General features: G+C 61.8%; 12 protein-coding genes. 7 read left to right on the plus strand and 5 right to left on the minus strand.

The window, feature by feature from the left end; translation table 11 throughout:
• Positions 1–412: 412 nt before the first annotated feature.
• The 3 genes from ACTU6U_RS14210 (at position 413) to ACTU6U_RS14220 (ending at position 4,730) form a co-directional block, all read left to right on the plus strand.
• Positions 413–535 carry a hypothetical protein gene (locus ACTU6U_RS14210; RefSeq protein WP_443469771.1) on the plus strand — a complete coding sequence of 41 codons (123 nt, stop codon included), beginning with the start codon at positions 413–415 and terminating at the stop codon, positions 533–535.
• A gap of 101 nt (positions 536–636) precedes the next feature.
• Positions 637–2,409 carry a DUF262 domain-containing protein gene (locus ACTU6U_RS14215; RefSeq protein WP_443469772.1) on the plus strand — a complete coding sequence of 591 codons (1,773 nt, stop codon included), beginning with the start codon at positions 637–639 and terminating at the stop codon, positions 2,407–2,409.
• Positions 2,406–4,730, plus strand: a complete 2,325-nt coding sequence (locus ACTU6U_RS14220) for a DUF262 domain-containing protein (RefSeq protein ID WP_443469773.1) — start codon at positions 2,406–2,408, stop codon at positions 4,728–4,730. The genes ACTU6U_RS14215 and ACTU6U_RS14220 overlap by 4 nt, the downstream gene beginning before the upstream one ends.
• A gap of 104 nt (positions 4,731–4,834) precedes the next feature.
• On the opposite strand, the gene ACTU6U_RS14225 is transcribed toward ACTU6U_RS14220, so the two are convergent.
• Together ACTU6U_RS14225 and ACTU6U_RS14230 are read right to left on the minus strand one after the other, a co-directional pair.
• On the minus strand, positions 4,835–6,634 hold the full coding sequence (locus ACTU6U_RS14225) for a hypothetical protein (RefSeq protein ID WP_443469774.1): 1,800 nt from the start codon (positions 6,632–6,634) through the stop codon (positions 4,835–4,837).
• A gap of 237 nt (positions 6,635–6,871) precedes the next feature.
• Positions 6,872–7,342, minus strand: a complete 471-nt coding sequence (locus ACTU6U_RS14230) for a TetR family transcriptional regulator C-terminal domain-containing protein (RefSeq protein WP_443469775.1) — start codon at positions 7,340–7,342, stop codon at positions 6,872–6,874.
• 88 nt (positions 7,343–7,430) lie between these two features.
• Between ACTU6U_RS14230 and ACTU6U_RS14235 the strand changes: the two genes are divergently transcribed.
• From ACTU6U_RS14235 to ACTU6U_RS14250, 4 genes are all read left to right on the plus strand, one after another.
• Entirely contained in the window at positions 7,431–7,808 is a 378-nt protein-coding gene (locus ACTU6U_RS14235; RefSeq protein WP_443469776.1) for a hypothetical protein, read from the plus strand.
• Between the two features lie 120 nt (positions 7,809–7,928).
• Positions 7,929–9,167, plus strand: coding sequence for an MFS transporter (locus tag ACTU6U_RS14240; RefSeq protein WP_443469777.1), 1,239 nt, complete (start codon positions 7,929–7,931; stop codon positions 9,165–9,167).
• On the plus strand, positions 9,164–10,183 hold the full coding sequence (locus tag ACTU6U_RS14245; RefSeq protein ID WP_443469778.1) for a DUF2804 domain-containing protein: 1,020 nt from the start codon (positions 9,164–9,166) through the stop codon (positions 10,181–10,183). The genes ACTU6U_RS14240 and ACTU6U_RS14245 overlap by 4 nt, the downstream gene beginning before the upstream one ends.
• 27 nt (positions 10,184–10,210) lie before the next feature.
• Positions 10,211–11,596, plus strand: coding sequence for an aldehyde dehydrogenase family protein (locus ACTU6U_RS14250; protein WP_443469779.1), 1,386 nt, complete (start codon positions 10,211–10,213; stop codon positions 11,594–11,596).
• A gap of 7 nt (positions 11,597–11,603) precedes the next feature.
• Here the strand turns inward: ACTU6U_RS14250 and ACTU6U_RS14255 are convergent, their stop codons facing one another.
• From ACTU6U_RS14255 to ACTU6U_RS14265, 3 genes are read right to left on the minus strand one after another with little or no spacing between them, the layout of a single operon-like run.
• Entirely contained in the window at positions 11,604–12,260 is a 657-nt protein-coding gene (locus ACTU6U_RS14255; protein WP_443469780.1) for a histidine phosphatase family protein, read from the minus strand.
• Positions 12,261–12,319: 59 nt separating this feature from the next.
• Positions 12,320–13,267, minus strand: coding sequence for a cell division protein ZapE (gene zapE / locus ACTU6U_RS14260; RefSeq protein WP_443469781.1), 948 nt, complete (start codon positions 13,265–13,267; stop codon positions 12,320–12,322).
• Between the two features lie 16 nt (positions 13,268–13,283).
• Positions 13,284–13,511, minus strand: coding sequence for an RNA-binding S4 domain-containing protein (locus tag ACTU6U_RS14265; RefSeq protein ID WP_443469782.1), 228 nt, complete (start codon positions 13,509–13,511; stop codon positions 13,284–13,286).
• Positions 13,512–13,592: the final 81 nt, after the last annotated feature.

Consider the following 13,592-nt stretch of genomic DNA (forward strand, 5'->3'; position numbering starts at 1 on the left):
GAAATCCTCACAGCGTTGGAGTCAACTAAACCGTCAGCAGTCCCAGGCGTCGTTCGTGCCGGTTGGATTAGTGTTAGCAGCTCTGAGGTGCGCACTTACTGCCGGACATCTCATTCGGTGTGCAGATGACGGCGTCCACCGGACGCCTGCGAGAAGGGATGCCCGTGGCAGGTTCAGACGACTGATGCGATGCCCTGTACTTCCCGTACGGCCGGCGCAAGTTCGGAGGGGTGCACTGCCGACTGCAGCAGGGGCACGATGGAGATCATTGGTGCGAGGCCGAGGACGAGATGGACGAAGAGCACTGAGCCCAAGCTGGTTGCCGCAAAGTCACCGATCCAGGTGGTCCAGTGGCGACTAAGACGAGCAGCACGACAGCGAGCATAGTTGAATCAACGGATCGGGAGACAAGATGGACAGAGCAGAACTGAAGGCCGAGATCGACGACCTGATGCGCCAATATGACGCCGGTGAGATTGACGGCGAGACCTACTCGAAGAGGATGATGGAGTTGACCGCCTCCGCACAAGAATGATGCTCCCGCCGCAGAGGTTGCAGAGCGACCCCGGCGGTACCCGATCATTGTGACAAACCGCTGGGGGACACCTCGTAGCTCGCTGGCAAAGGAGAAGATGGATGGAAGCGACGCTGGAGCCCAGGCTTGTCATGAAGGGTGAGCCGGGCAAACCTTTTGTCGAAGGCGAGTTCTTCGTCGCGGCCTATCAGCGGGGATATCGATGGGGACGAGATGAGGTGCGGCGACTCCTCGACGACATAAAGGCGAATGCGTCAGCCGCGGAAAAGCGTCGGGAACTCCCGAGCGACTACTTTCTGCAGCCGGTCGTGGTGCTTCGACGCGGCGACGACTGGGAACTCGTCGATGGCCAGCAACGGCTCACGACCCTGTTCCTCATCACTAAATACGTGGCGACGAAGTTCTCAGACGCCGAGGTCGCGTACTCTCTCACCTACGAAACGCGAGACGGCAGTCGGGCGTATCTTGACGACCTTGACCCGTCTCGTCGCGACGAAAACATCGATTTCCACCATATTGCGACGGCGTACGACGCCATCGTCGAGTGGTTCGGCGAGCAAAGCAGCGCAGGGCAGGCAGCTATCGATGTCCATTCCGCGCTCTCCAAGTGGGTGTACGTCGTCTGGTATGAAGCGCCCGCCGGCACGGATCCGAACGATCTTTTCATCCGCTTGAATCGAGATCGCATCCCGCTTACGGACTCTGAGCTCATCAAGGCGTTGGTGCTGTCGAACAGTGGAGCCGAAGGGGGCCAGTCCAGCAGACAGCAGGAGATCGCGGCTCAATGGGACAGCTTTGAGCGCGACCTGCGGAACGAACATTTTTGGGCGTTCCTGACTGGCTCAACAACAAAGCGGTCGACGCACATCGATTTCCTGTTCGAGAGTATGACTCCGAACGCGGGCCTGAAGACGCGACCGCGATATTGGACGTTCGGCAAGGTGCTCGATCGAGTCGCTAAGGCCGGTGTCCCGGTGTTCTGGGACGATGTTGTGGCGCGCCATGGTCTGCTCACCGGCTGGTTCAACGACCGTGAGCTGTACCATCGCGTCGGCTATCTGGTTGCGACGGGCGTCTCTATTTCGGAGCTCATCGAGGCATCACAGGCACAAATGCACAGTGCGTTTCGCGAGTATCTCCAGGTGCGGACGCGAAACCACCTCGGCCTGACAGCCGGCGGTGTCTCGTTGCTCCGTTATGACCACCCGAAGGACGCTGAAAAGTGCACACGAGTCTTGCTGCTCATGAACGTCCAGACCGTTCTCGGGAGCTCTGACCCCGGCAGCAGATTCTCGTTCTTTGCCTATGCCGCTCAGGGGTGGTCATTGGAGCACATTCATGCTCAGAACTCGGACGACCTTAAGACCGAGAAGGAGCGCAGGGATTGGATCGAGGCCCATCTGGCGAAGATCAACCGCACGGACTGGAATGCTGCTGCGCGTAGTCCTGTCGATGTTGTTGTGGCGAAGATGGAGGGCCACCTTTCGATGCCACCAACTCGAACTGACGACACCGGATTTCGAGAGATCCTCGATCGGGTTTTCGCGCTCTTCAGCGTCGAGGGCGCCGACTCGGGTGGCGATGAGATCCATGGGCTGAAGAACCTCGCACTGCTCCAGCGCGACTTCAACAGCAAACTCAACAATGCCGTCTTCGCGCTGAAGCGTGAACGTATCCTCGAGCTCGACGGTCAAGGTGCGTACATCCTGCCCTGCACTCGCAATGTGTTCCTGAAGTACTACACCGCCGACGCGGATCAGCAGCTGTCGCTCTGGGGCCCGCAGGACCAGGACGCCTACTACGACAGGCTCGTCGACATCGTCGGAGACTTCCTGGAACCTGACGTGGCTCCAATAACAGGAGGTGAAGTATGAAGGGCTATCCGACAACATTCCTTGGCCTCTTCGACGTCCCGGTCAGCGATCGCCCTGCAATCCTGAAGGTCGAGATTCCCATCATCCAGCGCGACTTCGCGCAGGGCCGGGAGGACGACGAGACGACTATCATTCGTGAGCGCTTCCTCGACGCTCTCATCCGAGCAGTTACCTTCGATGAAGATATGGGTCTGGACTTCATCTACGGTGATGTCCGGTCGGGCGTTCTCCGCCCCCTGGACGGGCAACAGCGCCTGACGACTCTGTTTCTGCTTCACTGGTATGTCGCTTCGCTTGCGCGAACTCTCGATCCGCAGGCGGCGTGGCTTAAGTTCTCGTACGCCACACGGCCGACGGCGCGAAGCTTCACTGCGGCACTCTCCAGACACCCGTATCCAGGCGGAGCGCAGACTCCGTCCGCCTGGATCACCGACCAGCCGTGGTATGTGTATCCCTGGCGACAGGATCCGACGATCGCCTCGATGCTCGTCATCCTCGACGCCATCCACGAGCGGTTCGACGCTTCGCAGTGCGACTTCGGTGCTGTCTGGCAGCGCCTCGAGACCCGGACCACCGATTCGTCGCCGGGAGCGATCTGGTTCCTGTTCCTTCCCATTACCGATATGGATTATGGGGAGGATCTTTATATCAAGATGAACTCCCGCGGGAAGCCGCTGACATCGTTTGAGGTTTTTAAAGCCGACTTCGAGGCGATCATCAAGGATGCCGATCGGGCACGGCACGGACATCTCGTGGAGAGCATCGACGGGGCGTGGGCGGACATTCTGTGGGAGTACGAGAAGCGGTACGGCGGCGACAAGACCGTCGATGACGAGTTCATGCGGTACCTCGCGTTCATCATTGAAATCTGCGAGTGGCGCGACGGTTCCGTGAACAGAAAATGGCGGGATAAGGACTCCGGCCGGCTCTTGCCGCTGGAGGAGCGCGCACGGCTCGCACTCGCAGACCCCGCGAATGAACACAGCGAACGGAACCGCGAATTCTTCTTCCACGCCTTCGACACCTGGGTCGGCGTGGACCCAGCGTCGGTGTTCCGTGAACTGTTCGCGGTGGGCGCCGACCAAGAGGGGTCGTTGCCACTCTTCTCAGCCTCGAACGATCTGTTCGGAGCTTGCATCACCAGGTACGGAAACGACTTCTCCGCACAGGAAACGCTACTCCTCTTCGCGGTGATTCTCGCTAGACAAGCAGGTGATCTGCTCACTGCGAGCGACGTGAATCGGCGCCTTCGGTCGCTACGTAACATTACGGCGGCCTTTCTCGACCGCGATCGGTACATGTCGGAGTACGTCGCTTCGACCGAAAAGCTGATGCTCCACGGCACCATCGAAGGGCTCGCAGGCTTCCGCGACTACTGGGTCGCGGATGAGGCGCTCAAGTGGGAGCTGATGGATTCTCACCCTGAAACTGCCTCGGCGATCCATGAACTTGAAGACAACTCGCTCGTTAGAGGTCGCATCCAAGCGTTCGACCTGGACCCGGGATCGATCTCGTCACGGGCACGCGCATTCAGCGAGCTAAGCGGGGGGCCGATCCGCGATCTGCTTGGCGCGGCGCTCTTGACCATGGGCGACTATTCCCGTGATGTGAAGTGGGGCGGAACGATTCGGCAGCTAGGCAACTCGCAAAAGGACGACTCCTGGATGGACTTGCTCACTACGGGCAAGCGTGCCGACCTTGCGTTCATTCGCGATCCACTCACCTCCCTTCTCGACGACTACTCGACCAGGCACGGCGCCGAGTCGGCAACATCGAGAGCGGCACTCGAAACGATCCGAGCGGAATGGCTCTCCGAGCGGGAGGAACGGTCGTACTTCGATTGGCGCTACTACCTCTCTCGGTACGAGGGAGCACGCAGTTCAGTCGGCGACGGCTACTTCCACAACGAGTCCTACAACGCCGCGACCGGTGGCTTCACCTATCAGGGCCTCCGCATTCTCTACGGCGGCTCCTACGTCTCCCATTTCAGCGACGCGCTCCTGCGAGCTGCCTGGGTTCACGGCACGCTCGGACCGATCGCGGACGAACCTCGCTGGTTCCGACAGTCCGACCCGGGCTTGACACTCAAAGCATCGGGAATCGAGATCCGCTGTCTGGAAGACGGGTTCCATGTAGACGTGTCGCCGGCGCGTGAGGACGTGTCGATCGTCGCGGAATCAGTGCTCAAACAGTTCAGCACAATCGGTGACGGACGCGTGCTGGTACGGCAGACGTTTGACGGCGTCCGCAACGTCGATTCCGAGGATCGGATCCTGCTCTGTATCAAGCTGGTGACGATGCTTGCTGATGCCGGTGTTTAGCGTTGTATGAGTTCTTGAACGACAAACAGGCGTGAGCGCTGAGCGCTGCGTTCGCCAAGTTTAGGAATGGCGGCGCCAACGAACCAGCCGAGGTCTTGCGTCGGTTAGGGAATCGAAGATTGCTTCGGGGGCGGAAGAAGTTCTCGGAGGTGTGGCAAGTCCGCTTCCGTTAGCACGAGGAGTGGAATGCCAAAGCGATGAGCCAGCTCGACCTTCTTCGCCATCTTCGCCGCGTACGCTGCAGTGCTCATTAAACCGGCTGCCTCGACAAAACGACCATCCGCTAGCCGCCAGTCAGCGCGTGAGCCGAACGGATTGAGTTCGTCGTCATACGGGTAGTGGGGTTCCGGTTCGTGCTGAATGCCATGGGCTGAGAAGTAGTCGTCGATGATGCGCTCGAAGAGGGAGCGACAGGGGTGCCCATCGGCGGCGACGCTGATGTAGCCACGGGACGGCCGCCATCCCTCGCCGAGAACTCGTGCTTGCGCCAACCACTTACCCCAACCGCGTTCGGTCGTGTCGGGAAGGGCATGGCGAAGCAGTATCAGATTCTCGGGGCTTGTCTTTCCTTCGGCTGCCAGGTCTGCGACCATCGAAGCTGAGATGACGCGTCCTGCTAGCCGAACCACCTCCGCGACCGCGGCGGCTGCTCCGGACTCCCTGAGCGGCGAACTCGTAACAGGTGGTGCACCCATGCCGATCCGCAAACATAAGTGACAGACCTTCGCGGTTCCAAGTTGCGCGACGCGGCCCGCCGGAAGCATGCCAGGTTCGAAAGCGCGGCCACAAAGCCAACAGTCGTGTTTCTTTCGGGAAGCTGGAACCAACCAATCTAAGTCTTTGACCTCGCGCACGAGGATCGCGACAGCGGCGCTCAACTGGTCGTCTTCGAGACCGGTCTCTGAGGTGCGCATCCAAGTTGGGTATGTGTCACGGTGGCCAAGAAGCCACACGCCGTGAGCCGCCTCAGGGATGCCGCCAACGGGTAGGGACGCCCACCAATCTGGATACGCATCATGTAGGCGAAGGGCCGTCAGCGAGGGCGCGTGAGGCGCCGACAAGCTGATAGATGCTTGCCAGTGCTCTTCCCATCCATCGGGCAGCGCCACGTCCGTTGCCCAACTCCGGAGCTTATCGAGCTCGTACGAACTCAGTACGCCGTGCTGGCCTTCCCAATGGGTTGTGTTGCGGCGATTAAACGGATCCTTGACTGGGATTCCTAATACCTCGTCGACGGCTGCCGCTATTTCTGCGGGGACGCCAGCCGCCGCCGCCGCCGTGATCGTGCGTCTCTTCGAGCGTGCGGGACTTTCGCCGGGCGAGAAGATATAGGGGCCGTCGAGCGTGTGATCCCATCCCCAAGCACGCTCATCCCATTCGAGCTTGTCTTTGAGTCGTGGCATTTCTTCCGTGCCCGTTGTCGTAACGTCTAGGCCCATCAGCTCTAAGTGTCGGGTGATGCCGGGAAACAGGGCACTGGACACGGCATAGAGCGCCGTCTCATCCAGAAAATACAGCGCGAGCCGCGCGGTTGGCCGAGGACTGGCGAATTCGGCTTCGAACAAGAGAACGTTGCCCCAGGCCCCAATGCCGGACACTTTCATCCGGAGCAGAGGTTCATCGACTATGGCTTCGTGAAGTGGTCTTTGCGGCATGAATCCGGAATCATCGAGAACCTGAATAGCGACGGATCTATCCTCTTCACGGTTGACGAGTACGACACCATGATCAATGAGGAACGTGCCCAACTTGCGTCCGTTGCGTCGGATCACGAGGGAAGGCATCGCGGATTGCGGCGACTTCGCGAGCGTGACTTCATCGCTGGTGCTCTCAGGGGCGTAAGGCGAGGTCCAATCTGGAATGAGACGTTGCAGCTTCTGGCTCCGGGAGTTGGCTGAGGGCACCCGATGAGTATCCCAGGAGGCGTGGACGTTCGCTCGCAAGACCCAGATGTAGGAATCCGCTATCTGGTGTGGAATCTTGCCCCCGAAACCACCGCCAACTACCGTGGAATCCCCAGTAATCTTCGCCACTTCGACCAGGAACCTACAACTAGCTAGTCATCAACCGACAGCGCCACGTCTCACAGAGTGTGCCGAAACTGACGTTGAGTACTGCAGAATCCGTCATGGCTTCACGCATCATTCTGAGTCGTCTGCGACAGGTCGGCGCTCGAAGTCACTTAGCGATCGCATTCGTGTTGGTTCGGTTACGCGTGCGATCGCAAGGTCATCGAGGGTGGCGAGTAGTCCGGCGGCGTCGTCGCGATCTGCGTGCGGTGCGATTGCACGGAGCAGCCCATCAAGTGCCTCTTCCATGGCTGACCATGCTTTTCGATGCGCCGCTGCGATCTCCGCGCTGGTGCTTGCCTTCGATACGAATGCGAGCCAGATGGTTCCCGCATCGCGCTGATCTTCTGTGGCACCCGCGAGCAGGAAGCAGAGCGATTGAATCGCCGTGCGCAGGACCAGTCGATGGCGTCTGGTTGGTTGAGCCCACGCACTTTTCCTCGCGGTCTCCATTTTGGGCTTCGCTCTGCTCATCGACGCTATTGGCGGAGGCGCCGCATATGAACTCGGTATAAGTATCTCCGAGCGAATCGCTTTCGACATTGACCGTTTGGGCTGCACTGGTTGGACTGCTTCTTCTCAGGCCCTCCCTGCAGGGAGAGGACCTTTCTCGAACCGATACGGTATAGCCGTGATCCTCGCGCTCATCCTGACGGTGATTCTCGCCGCGCTCGCCGTGTTCCAGATTGCGCTCGCCGCGGGTGCTCCGTGGGGACGGTTCGCGTGGGGAGGACAACACCGGGTGCTGCCACGGAACCTGCGCATCGGCAGCGTGATCTCGATCATCATCTACGCGTTCATCGCGTTCATCGCCTGGGAGCGCGTCGGCGCGAGCTCACTGTTGCCTGCCGCGTTCACGCAGGTGGCGATGTGGGTCGTCTTCGCGTACTTCGCGCTCGGCATCGTGATGAACGCGATCTCACGCAGCAAGTCAGAGCGTTACACGATGACGCCAGTGGTCACCGTGCTCGCGATCGTCTCGCTGCTGATCGCGATGGGGCTCGGCTGACTCGCCACGACGAGGGTCGTCGCTAGGCATTTTCCACGTGGCAAGTTACAGTGAGATCGCTTCCGTAACCCGAACGCGGCAGCATCACACGTCGGCGACGCTGCCGCGAGAAGGATTTTGATGAGCACCCTGGCCCCCGCGCTCCCGAAGACGACTGATCGTCGACTCCTCACCTGGCTGTTCGTCATGAACGCCGCCCTGCTCACCTGCTATGCGGGGTTCATGGTCATCTTCATCCCCGACCAGGTGCAGCAGATCGACCCGGTGAACAAGGTCGCCAACCTCGCACTGGTCATGACCGCGGCATCCATCGGTGCGATCATCATCCACCCGCTGATCGGCGCCTTCTCCGATCGCACGCGCAGCCGGATGGGCCGCCGCGCACCGTGGATGGTCATCAGCGCCGCGACGGCCGCACTGTGCATGGTTCTGCTGTCCGGCGCGGGCGAACTCTGGACGCTCGGCATCTACTGGGTGCTCGTCATGCTCGCACTCAACTCGGTCGCCACCGCACAGGCCGCCATCGTGCCCGATCGCATCCCGCGGGAGCGCTTCGGCGCAGCATCCGGAATCCTGGCGATGGGCACGTTCGTCGGCATGGGACTCGGCGTCGCTGGCGCCGGGTTCTTCATCAACAGCATTGGGGTCGGATATGCGACCTTCGGCGGCATGATCCTCGTCGTCACCCTGCTGTTCACGATCTTCAACCGCGACTTCTCGTCGAAGAATCTCGAGCGACCGCCATTCAGCTGGAAGGAGTTCTTCGCGAGCTTCTGGGTCAACCCGCGACAGTATCCGGACTTCTGGTGGGCCTTCGCCGGCCGCTTTCTGCTGATCCTGGCCTACCAGAGCGTGCAGTCGTATCTGCTCTACATCCTGCGCGACTACATCGGCGTCTCCGATGCCGAATCCACCGCGCTCAGCATCCCGATGACCGCAGTGATGCTGGTCGGCGCTCTGGCGACGGCGTTCCTCACCGGGAAGATCAGCGACCGGATGCAGCGGCGAAAGGTCTTCATCATCGTGGCCTCCGCGATCATGGCAGCATCCCTTGCGATCCCGCTGTTCTCGCCGACTGTCGCCGGGATGTTCGCCCTCGCCATTACTTTCGGCCTCGGCTACGGCATCTACATGAGCGTCGACTCCGCCCTGATGAACGAGGTGCTCCCGAAGGCCGAGGCCGCGGCGAAGGACCTCGGCATCCTGAACATCGCAACGACCCTCCCTCAGGCCATGACGCCGGTGATCGTCTGGGCGCTGATCGCGATCACCGGCAGCTACACCGCCGTCTTCATCGCCGGCATCGTCTTCGCGCTCGCTGGCGCACTCTCGGTCATCCCGATCCGCAGCGTGCGATGAGCCGCCCCGACGTGCACGACCGTGAGATCACCTCACCGGTACGGCTCACAGATGAGCGTGGCCGGCTGGACGAAGCATCCGTCGGGTGGACGAGAAGCCAGCTGCACGACACCAGTCGCATCGGACGCGGCTGGTACGGCTGGGGACGCAACAAGCGCTGGGAGTACTGGGGCGTCGTCACCCCGACCCACATCTTCGCGCTCACGATCGGCGGACTCGATTACGCGAACGTGCGGCAGGTATGGGTGCTCGACCGCGAGACGCTCACCGAGATCGACGCCTTCGAGATCTCACCGCTGAGCCGCGGGCTGTCGATGACAGCCACCCACGGTACGGGGGTGAACACCTCGCGCGGGCGCACGATCGAGGTGCGTCTGATCGATTCGGATGCCGGGACGAGACTCCTCGCCCGCACGCCGCGCGTGCAGGTCGATGTGCTCGCCCGGACCCTGCCGGGCCACGAGGCGATGGGGATCGCCTCTCCACCCAGTCGGATGCTGGCGGAGTACACCGTCAAGGACGTCGACAGGCCGACCACCGGCACGATCTCGGTCGACGGAGTCATGTACGACGCGACCGGGTTCGCGGTGCTCGATCATGCGCGCTCGCGCACGCCCTACGTCACCGACTGGAACTGGGGCGCTGCCGTGGGTGAGGTGGACGGGCGACGGATCGGCATCAACTTCGGCGGCTCGGGCCCTGACGGGACGCTGCTGAACGGCATCTCGCACACCGGTGTGACGATCGATGGCCGGGTGCACAAAATCCCCATGGCACTGACCTGGGAGTACGACCGCAGCGACTTCATGAAGCCGTGGCGGCTCTCGAACGAGCGCATGGACATCACATTCACGCCGTTCTTCGACCGCCATGCCCGCACAAACTTCATCATCATCTTCAACGAAGCCCACCAGTGCTTCGGCACATTCACCGGTCGAGTGCTGACAGACGAAGGTGAGTGGGTGAGCGTCGACGGCCTCGAAGGATGGGCCGAGGACGTCCGCAACCGGTGGTGACCGAACCGGACCGGTACTGTCATGGGCATGGGCGATCTTGATTACACCGGTCTCGTTGCAGCGCAGCGCTCCTACTACTTGACGGGGGCGACTCGGTCGGTGCAGTGGCGCAAAGCGCAATTGCATGCACTCGCGACGATGGTCACCGAGAACAGTGAAGCCATGTACGACGCGCTCTGGCATGACCTGCGTCGGAATCGCTACGACGCCGACCTCATGGACGTGGCGTACAGCGCGAAAGAGGCCCTGCATGCGCTGCGTCACATCGATGACTGGATGAAACCAGAACGGGTGCCCACCCCCGTGATCATGGAGCCCGGTCACACGGAGGTGCGCCGTGACCCGCTCGGGGTCACCCTGATCATCGGTGCGTGGAACGAGCCGTTCATGCTCACTCTGGCACCGCTGGTAGCCGCGATCGCCGGAGGGAACACCGCGGTCATCAAACCTTCCGAAGTCGCAGTGGCATGCTCGAAGGTCGTCGCGGACATGATTCCCCGGTACCTGGATCCCCAGGCATTCGCGGTGGTCGAAGGTGCTGTTCCCGAGACGACAGCCTTGCTCGAGCAGAACTGGGACCTGATCTTCTTCACGGGGAGTCCTGGCGTGGGCAAGATCATCCACCAGGCGGCTGCCAAGCAACTCACCCCGGTCGTGCTCGAGCTCGGTGGCAAGAACCCGACGGTCGTGCATTCCTCGGCTGATCTTCGTACAGCGGCACGCAGGATCGCCTACATGCGATACATCAATGCCGGTCACATCTGCACGGCGCCCGATCATGTGCTCATCTGGCCGGAGGCGAAGGACGAGTTCCTCGATCACCTCAAGGACGCGATTCGCGAGTTCTACGGAGAGGATCCGCAGGCCAGCCCGGACTTCGGTCGCGTGATCAACGAGCGGACCTTCGATCGGCTCGCCGGATATTTGACGAACGGCACGATCGTCGTAGGCGGGCAGACCGACCGTGCAGACCGATACGTAGCGCCCACGGTGCTCGTCGGCGTGAGCGAGGACGATCCGGTGATGAAGGAGGAGATCTTCGGCCCGATCCTTCCTGTGATCGAAGTCGCCTCTGTCGACGAGGTGATCGACTGGGTGAACAGGCATCCCGAACCGTTGGGGCTGTACGTCTTCAGCAGAGATGAGCAGGTGATCGAGCGCATCCTCGACTCAACCGAGTCGGGGGATGCCGTCGTGAACGACTGTGCACTCCAGCCATTGATCCCCGAGCTTCCGTTCGGCGGCGTAGGCAACTCGGGGATGGGCAAATACCACGGAAGATTCGGGTTCGAGGCGTTCACGAACGCACGCGGCGTCCTGTACCACGCGCCCTTCGTCGATCCCGATATCAAGTACCCGCCGTATGGAGAGCACAAGGGACTTCACGAAATGATCGGGCGCTTGGCGCCGTAGAGCACAGTCACGACTCCGGCGGCTCCAGTGGCAGCTCCGGTCCGTGGTTCCATGCGAGGATCGCAGGCTGCTCGCGGTCGTAGCCGAGTACTGAAACGGATCCCGCACCGAAAGTGATGGATGCTCCGAACCGGGGAGCCTGCCGCAAGAAGACCGCGGCGAGGATCCGCAGATAGTGACCATGCGCTACGAGGGCGACGTCGCCTTCGGCCATCGCGGGGAGTACGCGGGTGAGCACGCGCGAAGCACGGGCCGCGACCTCTTCGACGGTCTCGCCAGGAGTCTCACCGCGGATGACGCCGTGCATGAACGCTGACCAGTTGTAACCGAGCTCCGCACGGATGTCTTTCGTGGTGCGCCCCTCGTACCCGCCGTAGTCCCATTCGACGAGCAGCGGATCGATCTCTGCGTCGAGTGTCGCGAGCTCGGCTGTGCGGCGGGCGCGCTGCAGGGGTGAGCTCAGAACGAGGCGGAAGTCGTACTCGCACACCAGTTCTCCGGCGGCGCGGGCGAGGTCTTCACCGTGTGCGGTGAGCGGAACGTCGGTGAGCCCGGTATGGCGCCCACTGCGCGACCACTCGGTCTCGCCGTGACGGAGCAGAACGAGTTTGCCCTGCGGGTTCTCTGGGGCGGGGCGATCGGGCAGCTGATCGGTGGCATCCACACGGCAACCGTACCGACTCGGGAGGTGCCGGTGGGAGCGGCCGCGCGGCGTGGAGCCGGTCAGCGCCTGAGCAGCTGCAGCCTGCTCGCCATGCGGTAGGCATCCGGACGCGCGGTGGTGCCGGATAGGAACGCGTCGAGATCGAGTGGCGAGACGAATGTCGTCGGAACGTCCGCATCGACCAGCACGTCGACGACGTTGATGAATCGCTGCTGAGCCTGGGCGTCAGCATCGGCGAACGCCGGGACGTCTGCGATGGCCCAGCTGGCGAACGACCGCCCCCAATCCAGGTATTCGATCGTCGACGTCGGGGTCTCACAGAGCTGCGCAAACGAGATCCACAGCTCGTCCGCACGCGCGGCGAGCACCGGAAATTCGCGGTCGCGCACCTGGATGGAGGTGGCCTCGTGCGCCTGGGGACGCACGGCCGACGTCGTCCAGGATCCACTGGCGAAGCCGCGGGAGTGATCGTGCGCGAGCGTGCGGTAGTCGATTGGTCCGTCGAGCTCGAAGGTCTCTGTATTCGCCTTGATCAGCGCGATTCCAGGCTCGAACAGGTGATGCCAGATGGGGTCCGGCAGCAGATCGTCCGGTGCATAGTTCGACGTCATGATCACGGTGAGATCTTGCCGGAACACATGTTCGAGCAGTCTCGTCAGCAGCCGTGCATCACCGGAATCGTGCACGTGGAACTCGTCGAAGAACAGCACCCTGCTGCGGCCGGTGATGTCGTCGAGCGCGTGCGCGACGGCATCCTGCACGTCTCCTTCTCGCCGAAGGCGGCGGTCATGGATGCTGCGGTGCAGCGAATCCAAGAATCCATGAAAGTGCACGCGGGTCTTGCATTTCGTCGGAAGCGCCTCGAAGAACGTATTCGTGACCCACGACTTGCCTCGGCCCGCTGGGCCGTGGATGTAGAGGCCGCGCGCGCTCGATGAGCGCGCCGTCACACGTGAAAGCGCCTCGATCAGCGTGCGCTGGTCGTCGTCAAGGGCGTACTCGGTCACTCGCTGAGACCCAGATTCACGGACGGACGCGAACGGTTCGCCCCTCGACCGTCACGGTGTCGCCGTCGCGCAGCTGGCGGCCGCGTCGCCGGTCGACCTCATCGTTGACCTGCACGTAGCCGTCGATGATCATCTCTTTGGCATCGCCGCCGGAGTCGAGGAGACCCGCGAACTTCAAGAACTGTCCGAGCCGGATGACCTCGCCCCCGATGGAGACGTCCTCGATCGGATCAGAGTTCGACATGTCTGAATGCTAGTCGACCCAGGACGCGAATCGCGCGGGGTTTGTAAAGGATTGACACAAACTCGATCATCTGCGTAACCT

The organism is Microbacterium zouquanmingi, assembly GCF_052266695.1.
In the GTDB taxonomy this organism is placed as follows: Bacteria; Actinomycetota; Actinomycetes; order Actinomycetales; family Microbacteriaceae; genus Microbacterium.